This is a genomic window from Streptomyces sp. NPDC050418, from assembly GCF_044458745.1.
Lineage (GTDB): Bacteria > Actinomycetota > Actinomycetes > Streptomycetales > Streptomycetaceae > Streptomyces.
Map to the genome: position 1 here is coordinate 199,342 of NZ_JBITIG010000001.1, position 16,372 is coordinate 215,713.

Consider the following 16,372-nt stretch of genomic DNA (forward strand, 5'->3'; position numbering starts at 1 on the left):
CGCCGCCGGCACCTGGGAATCCGCCGGATTACGGGGAACAATCGTGGGCAGAGGGAAGTGCTTGGACCGTGCCGTGCCGTCACCGCGGACACGGAAGGGGTGCGCAGTCATGCGAACGATCACGGGATTGTGGCGTTGGCGGGGCAATCCGCTGCGCCGCGCGACCGACCTCCTTGAGGCGTGGGTGGCTCTGTCCGCTCTGCTGGCGATGCTCGTCCTCGCCCCGGTGGCCGGAGCCGCCGTCGGAGCGGCGAGCAGCGCCGCGCTCCATCGGGCGGTACAAGTGCAGCATGACTCCCGGCATCGTGTACAGGCGACGGTAGACAAAATTTCCGGCCGGCCCCGTATCGACCCCGATCCCGAGACCTCCAGCGAGCGCGACCGCAGCGCCCGGGTGCTCGCCGACTGGCAGGGCCCGGACGGGAGTTGGCACCACGACACCGTGCCCAGCGGCATGACGCACCCGCGCCCCGGCGACTCGTTCACGTTGTGGGTGGACGACGACGGCGACCCCGTCGCCCGGCCCATGGCATCGGGCACGGCCGGACTGCACGCGGGTCTCGCGGGCATCGGCGCGGCGGCCGCGACCGTCGCCCTGATCGAGGGCCTGCGGCGCCTCACCGTCTGGTCGATGCTGCGCCGGCGCTACGCCCGCTGGGACACCGAGTGGGCGCAGGCCGGACCCGACTGGGGGCGTACCGGGACCGGAAGTTGAGGCGATCGGTACGGTAACTCCGCGAACCCCTCCCACCTCACCCGGCGGGTGTTCCCCCTCACCGTCACGACCTGGCCGACCGGTCAATACGGCCCGCCCGCGCACGCTACGGTGGTGCGTCAGACGCGACAAAAACGCAGAGGTGGGGGCTAAGCAGCGCCATGGCTCAGGGCACGGTCCAGGTGACGCACACCGGCACGTCGAGGTGGCGGCGCCGCACCGGCGAGTACGCCTCCCTCGCCGCCGCACTCGAAGCGGCGGGCGACGGCGACGTACTGACCGTGGCCCCCGGCACGTACCGCGAGAACCTCGTGGTGCAGCGCGCGATCACCCTGCGCGGCCCCGAGGGCTCCCCCGGCTCGGTGCGGCTCGCACCCGCGGACGGAGTGGCGCTGACCGTCCGCGCCTCGGCCGTCGTCCAGGATCTGCAGATCGAGGGGCAGGACGCGGCGGCGCCCGCGCTGCTCGTCGAGGACGGTGCGCCGCAGTTCGCCGACGTAAGGATCGTCACGCGCTCCGCCAGCGGCTTCGAAGTGCGCGGCGGCGCCCGGCCGACCGTACGGCGCTGCACCGTCGACAATCCGGCCGGGATCGGGATCGCCGTACTCGACGGGGGCGGCGGGGTCTTCGAGGAGTGCGAGGTCGTCGCGGCGGGCCAGATGGGCGTGGCGGTGCGCGGCGGTGCGCACCCCCGGCTCGAACGCTGCCGGGTGCACCACGCCTCGGGCGCCGGCCTGAGCGTCACCGGGGAGAACTCGGCGCTGGAGGCGCTGGGTTGCGAGGTGTACGAGATCAAGGGCTCCGGGGTGCAGGTCACTTCGCGGGCCACGGCGCACCTCACCGACTGCGATGTGCACCGCACCACCGCCGACGGCGTCACCCTCGACACGGACGCGGTCCTCACGCTCGCCGACTGCCGGCTGCACGACATCCCCGAGAACGCGGTGGATCTGCGCTCCCGTTCCGTGCTCACGCTGACCCGCTCCACGGTGAGCCGTTTCGGCCGCAACGGACTGTCGGTGTGGGACCCGGGCACCCGCGTGGACGCCAACCAGTGCGAGATCCACGACAGCACCGGCGACTATCCGGCGGTCTGGGTGAGCGACGGTGCGACGGCGGTGCTCGACGCGTGCCGCGTCCATGACGTGCCGGACGCGCTGTTCGTGCTCGACCGCGGCTCGCGCGCGGACGTGGTCGACTCGGATCTCTCGCAGGTCCGCAACACCGCCGTGTCGGTGAGCGACGGCGCCACCGCGCAGCTCGACGACTGCCGGATCCGCGAGGCGGCCACCGGCGCATGGTTCCGTGATCACGGCAGCGGCGGCACGCTGAACGGCTGCACCATCGACGCCGCGCAGACCGGGGTGATCGTCACCAAGGGCGCCGATCCGACGATCGAGCGCTGCACGGTCACCTCGCCCGCCGAGGCCGGCTTCTATGTGTCGGCCGAGGGCCGCGGTTCGTTCCACGGCTGCCGCGTCACGGGCAGCGGCGGCTACGGCTTCCATGTCCTCGACGGCTGCCGTACGACGCTGCGCAAGTGCCGCACCGAGCGGTGCGCGCGCGGCGGCTTCGAGTTCCCGGAGGACGGGCCGCAGGTCGAGGACTGCAGCAGCGACGAGAGCGCCGGGGTGCGGCCGAGCACCCCGGAGCCCGTGGTGCAGACGGCGACCCAGACCGCGGGCCTGCTCGGCTCCATCCCCGGTCAGCGCACCACCGAGCAGGAACCCTCGCCGGTGCCCACGCGCACGTCGAAGGCGGTCCTCGGTGAGCTGGACAAGCTCGTCGGGCTGCAGAGCGTCAAGCGCGAGGTGCGGGCGCTGACCGACATGATCGAGGTCGGCCGCAAGCGCAGGGAGGCCGGTCTCAAGGCGGCCTCCGCGCGCCGGCATCTGGTGTTCACGGGCTCCCCCGGCACCGGCAAGACGACGGTCGCGCGGCTGTACGGGGAGATCCTGGCCGCGCTCGGTGTCCTAGACAAGGGGCATCTGGTCGAGGTGTCCCGGGTCGACCTGGTCGGCGAGCACATCGGCTCCACCGCGATCCGTACGCAGGAGGCCTTCGAGAAGGCGCGCGGCGGTGTCCTCTTCATCGACGAGGCGTACGCCCTGTCCCCCGAGGATTCGGGCCGCGACTTCGGGCGCGAGGCGATCGACACGCTGGTGAAGCTGATGGAGGACCACCGCGAGGCCGTGGTGGTGATCGTCGCGGGGTACACGGCGGAGATGGAGCGCTTCCTGTCCGTCAACCCCGGTGTGGCGTCGCGTTTCTCGCGCACCATCACCTTCGGCGACTACACGCCCGAGGAATTGCTCAGCATCGTCGAGCAGCAGGCCGAGGAGCACGAGTACCGGCTCGCGTCCGGTACGGGTGAGGCACTGGTGAAGTACTTCACCGTGCTGCCCAAGGGGCCCGGCTTCGGCAACGGGCGCACCGCGCGCCAGACCTTCGAGTCCATGCTGGAGCGGCACGCGGGCCGGGTCGCCCAGCTCGACGAGGTCAGCACGGACGACCTGACCCTGCTGTACCCGGAAGACCTGCCCGAGCTTCCCTGATCCCTCTCGACCGGGGTCAGGGGCGGCCCGTACTCCCCTGGCTCTCCTCGGAATCGGGCCCCGGCTGGCTCGGCACCGCGCCCAGACCGTTCTCCACCAAGAGTTCGGCGGGGCGAAGGCGCCGCAGCAGCGCCTCGCGTTCCACCGCGAAGGCCGGGTCGGCCTGGTAGTCGGAGTGCCCGAGGATCGGTGCGGGCAGCGGATGCGCCGCGGTCCGTCCGTACGCGAGGGGGTCCTTGAGCGGCGGATGGTCCACGGCCGGTCCGCACTCCCCTTCCAGTCCGATCGGGCCGCCGATCGGATCCGTCGGCCGGTGGAGGTTGCGCCAGCAGTCGACGTCGCGGTGCAGCGCCGTGAGCGCGGCGGGCCCGAAGTGTGCGGGGAACCAGCGTCCGTAGAGCCGCTGCAGCGGGGAGCCGTAGGTGAGCAGGCCGACGCGGCCGCGGACCGCGGGGCTCAACTGCCAGGCCGCGGCGGCCGCGAGGACACTGCCCTGCGAATGCCCGGAGATGATGAGGCGGCCCTCGGTCTGCCGCGTCCAGGTCGCCATCCGCCAGGTGAGGTCCGGTACCGCACGCTCCGCGTAGCAGGGCGGTGCGAACGGGTGGGCGGCGCGCGGCCAGAACGTGCCGACGTCCCACAGGATGCCGATGGTGCGCCGGGCCGAGGCGTCGCGGTAGGCGCGGCGTCCCCAGGTCACGAACAGTATGAAACCGAAGCCGATCAGCCAGGAGCCGAGCGCCTGAGCGGTCTCGGCCGCGCCGCCGACGAACCGCGGCGCACCGGCCGCGGCGACCCCGGGCACCTCGCCGCTCGCCCACGCCCCGGCCAGGGCGCCCGCACCGAGCAGCAGCGTTATGGCCGCGACGCAGCCGATGAGGACGGGCGCGCGGTCGGTGAGCGCTGCGGTCGCGCGGGCTCCGGCGATCCGCTTCGTACGCGGCTCATGGGGCCGCTCCCCCTTGTACTCCTGTTCCACCCGGCCTTGTTCGAGGCGGCGGCGTCCGAGCGTGCGGATGCCCAGGACCAGGGCGAGCAGCGCGACGACGGCCAGGAGCAGCGGGATCACCGCGGCCTGCCAGGAGAGCAGGACCGGCGGTCCGGGCAGCGGGGCGCCGGTGTCGCCCGGGGTGGCGCCGCGGTCCAGCCAGTCGCCGACGCGCTGGGCCACTCCGCCGGACATCACGCCGCCCAGCGCACACGCGAGCATCGCGACACAGGGGCCGCCGAGGCCGCGCAGCGCGGTGCTCGCCAACGGGTCGCTGCGGTACAGGACATGGGCGACCACGGCGAGCACCACCACGAGCAGGCCCTGGACCAGGGCGATGCCGCCGAAGGTCTGGTCGCCGGGGAGCCTGCCCGCGGAGGTCCAGCCCGGGCGGTCCCACGCGGCGTACACGAGGCACAGCGCGAGGACTCCGAGGCAGACGAGCGGCAGCACCGTGACGACGAAACGGTCCCGGTGGTCGTCGACGGTGTGGTCCTTGCGGCCGCGGCGGCACAGCACGTGGACCACGACGGCCCCGCCCACGACCAGGACGCCTTCGAGGATCCGCCCGGTGATGTCGAGCAGCGCGGGACCGCCGCTGCCGCGGTCGTGCTCGGCCGCCGAAGTGGCGACCGCGGCGGCGACGGTGAGCAGTCCGGCGGCGGTGTGCGCGGCGCGCAGCCGGGCCACGAAACGGCGGCCGTACCAGAAGCCGGGGCGGCTCAGGGCGCTGCGATGCGGCTCGTCGTCCTGGCGCTCGTCCTCCTGGTGCGGATACGGCTCCACGGACTCGTACGCGCTCCAGGTGCGGTGCGACAGATACCAGAGGAGTCCGGTGAGCGCGGCGGGGACGGCCGCGGCGAGCGCGAGGCGCCGCCCGGGCTGGCTCCACCAGCCGCCGCCGGACGGTGCGAGGAACCCGAGCCAGGAGCGGTCCTCGGTGCACGAGGCGGTGCCCGCGCACTGCCAGGCGGTCAGGTCGAGGGCCACTTCGCAGGCCGCGGCGACCAGGAGCACGGTCAGGGTCAGACCCGTGAGGCGGACCAGGGCTCCGTACAGCCGGATCGTGCGCCGGTGGCCGCGCGTGGACGGGCGCATCCAGTGGGCCAGGTTCGCGACCATGAACGGCAGGAGCAGCAGCCACAGGGCGCGGGCGCCGTTGCCGGAGGTCAGGCCGGACCAGACGTAGGCCTCCTGGACGGGTCTGTCCCGGTAGTCCTCCGGGCGTTGCTCGGCGTCCGCGTCATCGGTGCGGCGGTGGACGGCGGCGGTGTCGTCGCCGGTGACCCGGACGGTGCGCGGGTCGCCGAGCATCTTCTCGGGTGTGGCGCCGCCGACGCCGTGGACGAGCAGTTCGAGAGCGGTCTTCTCCGCCGTGGCACGCTGCACCGGTCAGCAGCTCCCCCGTCAGTCACGTTCGTACATCCTGTGAGCCTGCACTGATCAGGATCCCGCCCCGGGCACCGCGTGTGCACCCCTCGTCACCGAATCTCCCCCAGGTGTACGGTTCCGCCCGCACACCCTGGACCGGAAGGTCCGCACAGCGGTGTCACGTGCAAAGATGAGGGCTCTTTCGGCGCGTCGGGACCTTCCCCGCATTCAGCGCGCATGACGGCTGCAGGAACGGGAGCGGGCGTGAGCGAGAACCAGAACCTCCTCGCGGAGCAGCGCCGCGCCCTGATCCTCGACGAGGTCAGGCGGCGCGGCGGGGTCCGGGTCAACGAACTGACCCGCAAGCTCGGCGTCTCCGACATGACGGTGCGCCGCGACCTGGACGCGCTGGCCCGTCAGGGCGTTCTGGAGAAGGTGCACGGCGGTGCGGTGCCGGTGGTCGAGGCGTCCACGCACGAGCCGGGGTTCGAGGCCAAGTCGGGGCTCGAACTCAACGCCAAGGAGGACATCGCGCGCGCCGCAGCCGAGCTCGTCGTACCCGGCAGCGCCATCGCCCTGTCCGGCGGCACGACCACCTACGCGCTGGCGCACCGGCTGCTCGACGTGCCCGATCTGACCGTCGTCACCAACTCCGTGCGGGTGGCCGACGTCTTCCATGCCGCGCAGCGCAGCGGCGGCACCGGCCAGGGCGCCGCGACGGTCGTCCTCACCGGCGGCGTCCGGACACCGTCCGACTCGCTCGTCGGACCGGTCGCGGACCAGGCAATCGGCACACTCCACTTCGACCTGCTGCTCCTCGGTGTGCACGGCATATCACTGGAGGCCGGCCTGTCCACACCGAACCTCGCCGAGGCCGAGACCAACCGGCGCCTGGTGCAGTCCGCCCGCCGCGTGGTGGTCGTCGCCGACCACACCAAGTGGGGCACGGTGGGCCTCAGTTCCTTCGCACGCCTGGAACAGGTCGACACCTGGGTGACCGACGGCGGACTGCCCGACGAGGTACGGCACGAGGTCGCCGACCGCGTGCGACGGGTCGTGGTCGCGGGGCAGGGCGACGCGGCGGAGAAGCCCGAGCACGCCTAGGCGATTGACTCCTAGGGGTCGGGGTGGCGCTGCGGTGGGGCCGTTCGGCGTTGTGCTGCGTGTCCCGTTCGCGGCACTTGAACCTCCCGTGGCGGGAGGTCCTAGCGTGGTTGGCGTGATCGGGAAAGACGCCACCGCACGTCGGTGGAGCATCGGCGAGCTGGCACAGGCCAGCGGGGCGACGGTACGTGCGCTGTACCACTACGACGAGATCGGGCTGCTCAGCGCGAGCGAACGCACCGCGTCGGGGCACCGCCGCTACACCGAGGACGACTTGCGGCGGCTGTACCGAGTGCGGGCACTACGCGCACTCGGGTTTTCACTGGAGGAGGTCGCTGAAGCACTCGCCGGCTCGTCAGATGACCTGCTGACGATGCGCGAGCTCCTGGCGACTCAACTGGCTGCGCTGAAGCAGCAGGCGATGCGCATTCACCGACTCGAGCAGCAGCTGGGCGGGCTGCTGAGGCAGCTCGATGACGCGTCGATGCCCGATCCGGACCAGTTCATGACGACCTTGGAGATGATCTCGGTGTTCGAGACCTCATTCACACCGGAGCAGCAGGACCAGCTGGCCGCACGCAGGGCCGAACTGGGCCCCGAGGCCATCGAGGAGGCCAAGACCCGCTGGGCCGGCCTGGTCGAGCAGCTCCTGGGCCATGTCCAGGACGACACCCCCGTGACCGATCCGCAGGTGCAGGACCTGCTCCGGCGCTGGGAGGAGCTCGGTGCCGCATTCCACGCCCAGGGTGCCGCCGGTGAGCAGACCAAGGCCGTGGCCCAGCAGATGTGGCAGGGCAACAGCGCCGAAATCAGCCGGCGCCTGCCCTGGACAGCCGACCAAATGGCCTCTCTGGTCGCCTATCTGGAGCGTGCACGGCAAGCCCGCTGACACAAGCCCGGGCGGCGTCATGGTCCGCGTTCTGCAGCGCATCCTCGCCCTCGCTGCCGCGATCTGACACAACGACCAAACCGGACGTCCGATCATGCGGACGCTGACCGCCTACGATCACTGACCCCTTGGAATCAATCATCTAGGCGCTGCCGAAGCACCCCTTGCCGCTTCCCGCCGTCCCACGGTGCGAGACCTTCACCGGACCTGCCTTCCGGGGCTGACACCCCCTCAGCTATGGTGACCGGGCCCGGACACGGGCGGTGAGCTGCTGTTTCCAATTGGGGGGATCCCATGGCACGCCGACTGAGCCCCGTCGGGCTCGACTTTCTCGGGGCGGCGCCGGTGCGGCTGGTCTTCGCGCGCGAGATCGCCGCGACGCCCGCCGAGGCGTACCGCGCGATAGCCCAGGAGGTGGAGAGCCTCCCGAAGTGGTTCCGCGCGGTCAAGCGGGCCACCCCGCACGACGGCGGCGCCCGGCGGACCGTCGCGCTGCAGATCGGGATCCGCTTCGAGGAGACGATCCTCGCGTCGGAGCCGGACGAGGTGTACGCGTACCGGGTCGACGAGACCAACGCCCCCGGGCTGCGCCACCTCGTCGAGGAGTGGCGGATCACGCCGGCCGGTACGGGCTGCCGTGTCCAGTGGACGTTCGCGGTGGACGCGTCGGCGCCGTTGCGGCTGTTCTTCAAGGCGGCGGCACCCGGCCTCGGGGTGGCGTTCCGTTCGGCGGCCAAGTCGCTGGACAAGCTGCTGGCCAAGGAGCGGGCCCGGTAGATGCTCTTCCATGTGCAGTCCGAGGACGCCCCCGGCGCCGAGGACCTGATGATCGAACAGGCCGAAGAGCACTGGTCGTACATGGACCGGTTCACCGACAGCCTGGTCCTGCGCGGTCCGCTCCTGTCCGACGACGGCGAGCACCACGCCGGCAGTGTGCACATCGTCGAGGCCGACGACCGGGCGGCCGCCGAGCGGTTCGCGGCGGAGGAGCCGTACTGGAAGGGCGGCCTCTACCGGGAGTTCACCGTCGACCGGATCGTGGTCGAGCGGCACGGCGAGATCGCGCGCGAGCAGGACATGACCCTGGTGACCGCGCGCTGGGACGCGCGGCCGCGGGACGAACGGCGCGACCTTCAACTCGTCGTGTCCGACGAGCTGTTGGCGTTCGCCGGGCTGCTCGTCGATGACGCGGCGGAGCTGTCGACGGGGTGCGTCGCGGTGGTACGGAGCCTCGCGGAGGCCGATGTACAGGGGCTGCTCGACCAGCTGGGCACAGGTGCGGGTGCGCGGGTCGGCGCGCGGCGGTGGTGCAGGGGCGGCCGGAACTAGCGGAGTGGGTGTAGCCCGCCTGGTGATCAGGCGGGCCGACCTGGGCCCGCGGTGTCAGGCGGGCCACACCCCGGTCGCCAGGAAGGACTCGATCGCCTCGCTGTACGGGCCGATGTCCAGACCCTGTTCGGCAAGCCAGGCGTCCGAGTAGTACTTGTCGAGGTAGCGGTCGCCGGGGTCGCAGATCAGCGTCACGACGCTGCCCTTCTCACCGTTCGCGACCATCTCCGCGATGATCTTCAGCGCGCTCCACAGGCCCGTACCGGTGGATCCGCCCGCCTTGCGGCCGATCGCCGACTCGAGGGCCCGTACGGCCGCGACACTGGCCGCGTCCGGGACCTTCATCATGCGGTCGATGGCGCCCGGCACGAAGCTCGGCTCCATCCGGGGACGGCCGATGCCCTCGATACGCGAGCCGCAGTCGCTCGTACAGCCGGGGTCGTCGTTGACCCAGCCGTCGAAGAAGCAGGAGTTCTCCGGGTCCGGAACGCAGATCCGGGTGTCGTGCTGCATGTAGTGCACATAGCGCGCGATGGTGGCGGAGGTGCCGCCGGTCCCCGCCGTCGCCACGATCCACGCCGGATCCGGATAGCGCTCCAACCGCAGCTGCTGGTAGATCGATTCGGCGATGTTGTTGTTGCCGCGCCAGTCGGTGGCGCGCTCCGCGTACGTGAACTGGTCCATGTAGTGGCCGCCGCTGCGCACCGCGAGGGCGGCGGCCTCCTCGTACATGGCGCGCGAGTCGTCCACGAAGTGGCACTGACCTCCGTGGAATTCGATCAGGCGGCACTTCTCGGCACTGGTCGTACGCGGCATCACCGCGATGAAGGGCACACCGATCAGCTTCGCGAAGTACGCCTCGGAGACGGCCGTCGAGCCGCTCGACGCCTCGATCACGGGGGCGCCGGGGCGGATCCAGCCATTGCACAGGCCGTACAGGAACAGCGAACGGGCCAGGCGGTGCTTGAGGCTTCCCGTGGGGTGCGTCGACTCGTCCTTGAGGTACAGGTCGATGCCCCACTGCTCGGGCAGCGGGAAGCGCAACAGGTGCGTGTCCGCGGACCGGTTGGCGTCCGCCTGCACCTTGCGCACCGCTTCTTTCAGCCACTGCCGGTACGCGAGGTCGCTGCGGTCCACGTCGACGGTGGACATCACCGCTGGGGTCTGAGGCTTCTGTGCCGTGCTCACCGCGCCGCTCCCTTGCCTGGCCAATTCCCTGTGCACATCATGCGTGCGGCTCCAGCATAGACATCAGACGCACGCTTCTCACCTGCAGAAACATCGCTTTGGGAAGCCCAAAGCGACCCTTGGGGCGCTCAGTTCGCACGGCTCGTGCACGCAACCGGCGCAGGCGCGTACGACGTCCTGACGGGCACTGGTGTCCGAGCCGTATCGCGGGCAGACTGCCAGCACGGCGGGTGCGAACAGCTTGGGGGCGAGAAGCCATGGCGGAAACCGAGTTCAGGGCCACGGGCGTACGGATCGGCCGGCGGCTGCGCTCACTGACGAGGGCGGGTCAGATACGGATCGCCGACGGGCGGCTCGAACTCCTGACGAGCTACGGGCGCGAGATCGACAGCGCGCCGCTCACGCAGGTCAGCGCGGTGCGGCCCTGGTACGTCCCCGAGGACAAGGCGCTCGCCACGGTGAACGGGACGCGGTACTCGCTCACGCTCGGTGAACTCGACCCGGCTCCGGGAGAGTCGGGGCCGCCCGCGGCCGGCCGGTTCATCGAGGCCGTACGGCAGGCGACAGGCCGCTTCCGGCGCGCCTGAGACGCGTTCCGCACGGGTCTGCCACCCCGCTGCGACCTGGCCGTATGTCACGCAAGTTGCACAGCCGATCCCCCTGAGTCACGCTGGACGCACCTCACTACTCAGGGTTCAACGGCGGTCACGCTGCGACCCAGCACCGCCCAGCAGGCAGTCACTGTGGGACACATCCGGGGTACGCCCCGGATCCGTTTGCCGTCATTCCTCGCCTCAATTCGGGGAGTCGCAACCGTGATCAGCCAGCCAAGCAGGCACTGCACGGTGGAGCTCCAAGCCCTGCCGTCGCGGATCGGGCAAGTCCGCAGAATCGTCTCGGCGCATCTGCGCCACTGGCACCTCGATCCGCTGATCGACCGTGCAGCGCTCGGCGTGACCGAGCTCCTCACCAACGTCCACCGGCATGCCCAGCCGGACAAGATGTGCACCGTCGAGATCGAGCTGCTCCTCGACCGGCTCACGGTCTCCGTGCACGACCACGACCCCCGCATACCGGAGGTCCACGCGGCCGACCCGCTGGACACGTGCGGGCGCGGACTCGCGATGGTCGCGGCCGTCAGCGAGAGCTGGGGTGTGCGGCCGGAGGGCCCGTCGGGCAAGACGGTCTGGTTCACCCTCCCGGCGCCGTCCCCCGCGGTGGCGCTCCCGGCCCACCCCAAGCACAGCACCATGCCCTTCACCGAGGTACCGGGCGGCCTGTCCCAGTACCTCACCACGGAGCCTTCCCTGGCCCCGGAGACTCCCGCCCGGTCGGCCGTGGTGGGCTGACCGGGCGGTGATCCACGTTTTGTACGGGGTGGGGTGCCCTTTGCGTCCGGGTGCCCCACCCATCGCTACTCCGTGGCAATCGCCTTCAGCACATCCAGGCGTGCTGCCCTGCGCGCCGGACGGAGGCCCGCCAGGGCCCCGGCGATCAGGCCGACCAAGGCCACGATCGTGAACTGGGTCGGTGGGAGGGCGAACGCGAAGGAGCTGTCGCTTGCGGCGTCCGAGGCCTTGACCAAGGTCCAGCCGAGGAACGTGCCCAGGGCCAGGCCACCCGCAGTGCCGAACGCGGCGACCAGGACCGACTCCCAGCGGACCATCGCCCGCAGCTGGGCGCGGGTCTGGCCGACCGCGCGCAGGAGGCCCAGTTCGCGGGTGCGTTCGTGGACCGACAGCGTGAGGGTGTTGGCGATGCCCAGGAGGGCGATCAGGACCGCCAGGGCCAGGAGGGCGTAGACCAGCGTCAGCATCATGTCGATGCCGCCCGCCGCCGACTGCGCGTACTCGTCGCGGGTCTGGACCTCCGGGCCGCCGAAGGACGCCGCGGTCTTCTCGACCGCCGCGGTTGCGGTGTCCGTGCTCACGCCGTCCTTGAACGTCACCGCGACCAGCGTGTCGGAGTCCTGTGCGCGGTGCGGTGCCCAGGCCTCGCGGGTGATCACGTAGTCGCCCGCGAGTTCGGAGCGGTCGAAGACGGCCCGTACGGTGAAGGGCTGCTTCGTGCCGTCGGTGAACGTGAGCTCGGCCTTCGAGCCGATCGCGAGGCCGCGGCTGTCGGCCTCGTCGCGGGCCATGGCAAGGCCGTCGGTGCCGAGGTCGTTCAGCGCACCGTCGACGGCGCCCAGGTCGAAGCCCTTGGCGAGGCCCGCCGGATCCGTGACCGTCAACTGGCGGCCCGCGCCGTCGACTTCGGCGACGCCGCGGCCGAGGCCGACCGCGTTCTCGACCTCGGGCAGTTCCGCCAGAGCGGGGGCCAGCTTCGGGCTGAGCCCGCTGCCGCCCGCGCCGAAGGCCGGTGCGCTGACCGCCACGTCGCCCGCGAAGGAGCGGGAGACGGTCTGGTCCATCGTGGCCTTCAGGGACGCGGCGAACACGGTGAAGAGTCCGACGACCGCGACCCCGATCATCAGCGCACTCGCGGTCGCGGCGGTCCGCTTGGGGCTGCGCAGCGCGTTACGGCGGGCGAGACCGCCTGTCACACCGCGCAGCCGGTCGAGCGGCCCGCCGAGGATCCGTACCGCGCGGCTCGATGCCACGGGCCCGAGCACGACGAACGACACGAGCGCGAGGAACGCGCCGGTGCCGGCCAGCCACAGCGACGGGCTGAGCAGCACCCCGGCGAGAGTGACGGCCACAGCCACCACGGCCAGCGTGCCGCCGATGACGGCGCGGCGCCGCGAGGCCCCCGAGTCGTCGACCTGGCTCTCGCGCAGGGCGGCCAGCGGTGCGGTGCGCCCGGCCCGTACGGCGGGCAGCAGCGCCGAGCCGAGGCAGACGACGATGCCGACGGCGAGCGGAAGGATCATGGAAAGGGACTTGATGACCAAGTCGCCCTCGGGGAAGGGGAATCCGATCGCTGGGAACAGCGCCTGCAGCCCCGCCGCGATGCCGATCCCGCCGAGCAGCCCGGCCGCGGAGGCCAGCACCGCGACGGCCGCGGCCTCGATCAGCGTGGCCTGCACGACCTGGCCGCGGGCCGCGCCCAGCGCCCGCAGCAGTGCGTTCTCGCGGGTGCGCTGGGCAACGACGATCGCGAAGGTGTTGTGGATCGAGAACGTCGCGACGAGCAGCGCGATCCCGCTGAAGACGAGCAGGAACGTGGTGAAGAGGTCCAGGAACTGACCGGAGATCATGTCCGTGTTCTCGGCCGCGGACGCCTGGCCGGTGATGGCCTCGACTCCCTCGGGCAGAACGGGGGCCAGCGCGTCCACGAGTTCCTGCTGGCTCACGCCGGGCCCGGCCCGTACGGAGATCGAGGAGGCTTCACCGGGCCCCGGCGTCAGGTACTTCTCGGCGTCGGCCTGGGTCATGCCGGTGAAGGTCACCTGCGCCATGCCGTCCGCGCCGCCGAAGGTCGCGAGCCCGACGATCGTCACGTCCACCGGGTCGGGTGTGCGCAGCGTCGTCGTGTCGCCGATCTTCAGGTCGCCGGTCTTCGCGGCGCCCTTGTTGATGACGACCTCACCCGACTTCTGCGGGGCGCGCCCCTCCGCGAGTTGGTACGGATTCAGCTCGGGGTCGGCGATCCAGTTGCCGGCGAGCGTGGGCGGGCCCGCGCCGCCGATCGGGTCGCCGTTGCTGCCGACGAGCTGCCCGGCGCCCTGGATGGAGGGCGCCGCGGCGGCCACGCCGGACACGTCCGCGACACGGTCGGCGAGCGCCGTGTCGACAGGGCTGCGGACGCCCTGGGTCTCGCCGGGAGTGGTGATGGTGTCGGCGCTGCGGACCACCGCGTCCGTACCGGCGGCGGCGTTGCCGAACATCGAGCCGAAGCTCGCCTTCAGGGTGTCGCCCATGAGGAGCGTGCCCGCGAGGAAGGCGACCCCGAGCAGGACCGCGGTGAAGGTGCCGGCGAAGCGGCGCTTGTGGGCGCGCAGCGAGGAGAGACTGAGCCGCGCGGTGGCGCTGTTCATGACGGGCCTCCGTCCGAGCGGACCTGCTGGGCGGACTGGTCGGTCCGGGCGTCGAAGGCCTTCATCCGGTCGAGGACCTTGTCCGCGGTGGGTGCGCTCATCCGGTCGACCAGACGCCCGTCGGCGAGGAAGATCACCTCGTCGGCGTGGGCCGCGGCGACCGGGTCGTGGGTGACCATGACGACCGTGCGGTCCATCTGCCGCACGGCACGTCCGAGCAGTCCGAGGACTTCCTCACCGGCCCGCGAGTCGAGGTTGCCGGTGGGTTCGTCGGCGAAGACCACATCGGGCCGGCCGGCGAACGCCCGGGCCACGGCCACGCGTTGCTGCTGTCCGCCGGAGAGCTCGGCAGGGCGGTGGTGGAGGCGGTCGCCGAGTCCGACGACGTCGATGAGCGCGTCGGTCCACTCGCGGTCCACGCGGCCGCCCGCCAGGTCGATGGGCAGCGTGATGTTCTCGGCGACGGTCAGCGTCGGCAGCAGGTTGTAGGCCTGGAACACGAAGCCGACCCGGTCGCGCCGCAGCAGCGTGAGCCGCTTGTCGTCGAGTGCGCCGAGCTCCGTACCGCCGATGTACGCGGCGCCGGAGGTGAGCGTGTCGAGCCCGGCGGCGCAGTGCATGAGGGTGGACTTGCCGGAGCCGGAGGGCCCCATGATCGCGGTGAAGCGGCCGGCCGTGAAGTCGACGCTCACCCCGTCCAGGGCCCTCACCTCGGTGTCACCGGCGCCGTAGACCTTCACGGCGTCGGCGACCCGGGCCGCGGTGGCGGTTGCCGTGGCGGTACTCATGCCGCACCGCCCTTGCCACGGCCGCGCTCGGTACGCCCGAACTGCTCCTCGAGCACGGTCAGCCGCCGCCAGTACTCGTCCTCGTCGATCTCACCGGAGGCGAACCGGTGGCCGAGCACGGAGATCGGGCTCTGCGCGTCGGGCCGCTCACGCCAGGGTTCACGCCGGCCGCGCCACACGGTGCGCCGCAGCAGCGTGATCCCGCCGATCACGACGGCCGCCCAGATGAGCGGGAAGAGCAGGATCCACGGACCGGGTCCGCCGTCGCCGAAATGCGCCAGGGTCTGCATCTGAACCATCTCCCAGGTGGGTCTCGCCTGCTTGTGATGGTTCGAGACTCACGCCGGGAGGGGGTCCGGGTCGTCGTACGGCCAGCGGCTGTTCTGCTGCTCCTCGGGGAGTACGGAATCGGGCGCGGCCGCCGTCCGGAAGGGGTCGCACCCTAGGGCCCCTGGTGCGGGCACCCGCAGCCGCTACCACCGCGGGAGTACGTGCCCCCATCCCCTCAGCGGCAGAGCGCCATGAGGTCCTCCTCGAACGTCGGGAACTCCGCCTTGGCCTCGTCGATCAGGTCCCGGCCGGGCCTGCGGGGCGTCGTCGCGTGCCGGTCGGCGAGCGCGCCGAGCTCGGCGTCCGGGCGCGCCTCGCGCTGCGCGTACAGGGCGGCCTCCCTCGGTCCGAAGCCGTCGGCGAGCACCCACAGGAAGTCCGAGAGGTTCCCGGCCACGACTCCCACCTCGCCCTCCGACCCGGCGAACACGATTGGTTGCTCGGTCAGGGGACGTCCGGGCCGGACGAGCCAGATCGCGGCGAGCCCACCGGCGCCGTCCTGGCCGAAGACGCGGTAGGCGTCCCCGGTGATCTCGAAGTTTCCGGTCCAGTGCCGCAGCCAGTCCGTGGTCTCCTCGGCGGAATCGAAGACGTCGTACGGCTCGAAGTCGACCCCCTCGCCCTCCTCGCCGTAGTCGAACCGGACCCGGGAGACGGCGGCGAGGGCGGGCGGGAAGTCGGTGGTCTGCTCTGGGGTGATCATGCGTGCAGGCTAGTCAGCGGTACTGACACCCGCGTCCACCCGATACCCCGGCACCGAAGGCCACCGCACCGTGAGGACCACCGACTCCTCCTCCGCGTACCAGGAGTGGTCGACTCCCTTGCCCCACATCACGTACTCTCCCTGCTCCTTGAGCACCACGTCATGGCCGGGGAACTCCATCCGGAAGCGGCCGCTGACGAGGACGAGGAGTGCGGTGCGGATTTCGCCTGTGGCCCAGGCGGCGCGGGTGTCGCCCTGCGGGTGGACACCCCACTTGATCTCCAGCTCGGCGCAGTGGCGCGGGTCGGCGGGGTCCTTGAAGTGGCCGAGGAGCCAGCCGCGGTCGAGCGCGGCGTCCTGGGCCGCCTGTCCCACGTACACCCCGTCGGTGACCTCGTGGAACGCGCCGCCCTCTTGTTCGTACGGAGTCATG

The 16,372-nt window shown here is 71.6% G+C and carries 15 protein-coding genes; 8 read left to right on the forward strand and 7 right to left on the reverse strand.

Annotation, left to right across the window (positions count from 1 at the left end; all coding sequences use genetic code 11):
• Window positions 1-109: 109 nt before the first annotated feature.
• Window positions 110-715: a hypothetical protein gene (locus ACIBI4_RS00940; protein ID WP_399201362.1), complete on the forward strand. Its 606-nt coding sequence runs from the start codon at window positions 110-112 to the stop codon at window positions 713-715.
• Between the two features lie 161 nt (window positions 716-876).
• Window positions 877-3,270, forward strand: a complete 2,394-nt coding sequence (locus tag ACIBI4_RS00945) for a right-handed parallel beta-helix repeat-containing protein (RefSeq protein ID WP_399201363.1) — start codon at window positions 877-879, stop codon at window positions 3,268-3,270.
• A 16-nt stretch (window positions 3,271-3,286) separates the two neighbouring features.
• On the opposite strand, the gene ACIBI4_RS00950 is transcribed toward ACIBI4_RS00945, so the two are convergent.
• The gene (locus ACIBI4_RS00950) at window positions 3,287-5,647 is read right to left on the reverse strand and encodes a hypothetical protein (protein ID WP_399201364.1); all 2,361 of its coding nucleotides are present in this window, start codon (window positions 5,645-5,647) and stop codon (window positions 3,287-3,289) included.
• A gap of 246 nt (window positions 5,648-5,893) precedes the next feature.
• Between ACIBI4_RS00950 and ACIBI4_RS00955 the strand changes: the two genes are divergently transcribed.
• From ACIBI4_RS00955 to ACIBI4_RS00970, 4 genes are all read left to right on the forward strand, one after another.
• Window positions 5,894-6,733, forward strand: a complete 840-nt coding sequence (locus ACIBI4_RS00955; RefSeq protein ID WP_399201366.1) for a DeoR/GlpR family DNA-binding transcription regulator — start codon at window positions 5,894-5,896, stop codon at window positions 6,731-6,733.
• Window positions 6,734-6,848: 115 nt separating this feature from the next.
• Complete coding sequence (locus ACIBI4_RS00960) at window positions 6,849-7,622, forward strand: MerR family transcriptional regulator (protein WP_399201367.1); 774 nt, start codon at window positions 6,849-6,851, stop codon at window positions 7,620-7,622.
• A gap of 294 nt (window positions 7,623-7,916) precedes the next feature.
• The gene (locus tag ACIBI4_RS00965; RefSeq protein ID WP_399201368.1) at window positions 7,917-8,399 is read left to right on the forward strand and encodes an SRPBCC family protein; all 483 of its coding nucleotides are present in this window, start codon (window positions 7,917-7,919) and stop codon (window positions 8,397-8,399) included.
• Window positions 8,400-8,951 (forward strand): YciI family protein, encoded by a 552-nt coding sequence (locus tag ACIBI4_RS00970; protein ID WP_399201369.1) that lies wholly within the window; start codon window positions 8,400-8,402, stop codon window positions 8,949-8,951.
• A 54-nt stretch (window positions 8,952-9,005) separates the two neighbouring features.
• Here ACIBI4_RS00970 and ACIBI4_RS00975 read toward each other — a convergent pair whose 3' ends face one another.
• On the reverse strand, window positions 9,006-10,103 hold the full coding sequence (locus ACIBI4_RS00975; RefSeq protein ID WP_399201987.1) for a PLP-dependent cysteine synthase family protein: 1,098 nt from the start codon (window positions 10,101-10,103) through the stop codon (window positions 9,006-9,008).
• Between the two features lie 293 nt (window positions 10,104-10,396).
• On the opposite strand from ACIBI4_RS00975, the gene ACIBI4_RS00980 reads away from it, so the two are divergent.
• Both ACIBI4_RS00980 and ACIBI4_RS00985 read left to right on the forward strand, forming a co-directional pair.
• Complete coding sequence (locus ACIBI4_RS00980; protein WP_399201370.1) at window positions 10,397-10,726, forward strand: hypothetical protein; 330 nt, start codon at window positions 10,397-10,399, stop codon at window positions 10,724-10,726.
• 228 nt (window positions 10,727-10,954) lie between these two features.
• A complete protein-coding gene (locus ACIBI4_RS00985; RefSeq protein WP_399201371.1) occupies window positions 10,955-11,488 on the forward strand; it encodes an ATP-binding protein in 534 nt (177 codons plus the stop codon).
• 65 nt (window positions 11,489-11,553) lie between these two features.
• Here ACIBI4_RS00985 and ACIBI4_RS00990 read toward each other — a convergent pair whose 3' ends face one another.
• The 5 genes from ACIBI4_RS00990 to ACIBI4_RS01010 form a co-directional block, all read right to left on the reverse strand.
• Window positions 11,554-14,118, reverse strand: a complete 2,565-nt coding sequence (locus tag ACIBI4_RS00990) for an ABC transporter permease (protein ID WP_399201373.1) — start codon at window positions 14,116-14,118, stop codon at window positions 11,554-11,556.
• Window positions 14,115-14,906, reverse strand: coding sequence for an ABC transporter ATP-binding protein (locus ACIBI4_RS00995; protein WP_399201374.1), 792 nt, complete (start codon window positions 14,904-14,906; stop codon window positions 14,115-14,117). Before ACIBI4_RS00995 ends, ACIBI4_RS00990 begins: the two co-directional genes overlap by 4 nt.
• On the reverse strand, window positions 14,903-15,196 hold the full coding sequence (locus ACIBI4_RS01000; protein WP_399201375.1) for an SHOCT domain-containing protein: 294 nt from the start codon (window positions 15,194-15,196) through the stop codon (window positions 14,903-14,905). The genes ACIBI4_RS00995 and ACIBI4_RS01000 overlap by 4 nt, the downstream gene beginning before the upstream one ends.
• Before the next feature lie 215 nt (window positions 15,197-15,411).
• Window positions 15,412-15,939, reverse strand: a complete 528-nt coding sequence (locus ACIBI4_RS01005; RefSeq protein WP_399201377.1) for an SMI1/KNR4 family protein — start codon at window positions 15,937-15,939, stop codon at window positions 15,412-15,414.
• A gap of 9 nt (window positions 15,940-15,948) precedes the next feature.
• The gene (locus ACIBI4_RS01010; RefSeq protein WP_399201378.1) at window positions 15,949-16,371 is read right to left on the reverse strand and encodes a signal peptidase I; all 423 of its coding nucleotides are present in this window, start codon (window positions 16,369-16,371) and stop codon (window positions 15,949-15,951) included.
• Between the last annotated feature and the right edge of the window lies 1 nt (window position 16,372).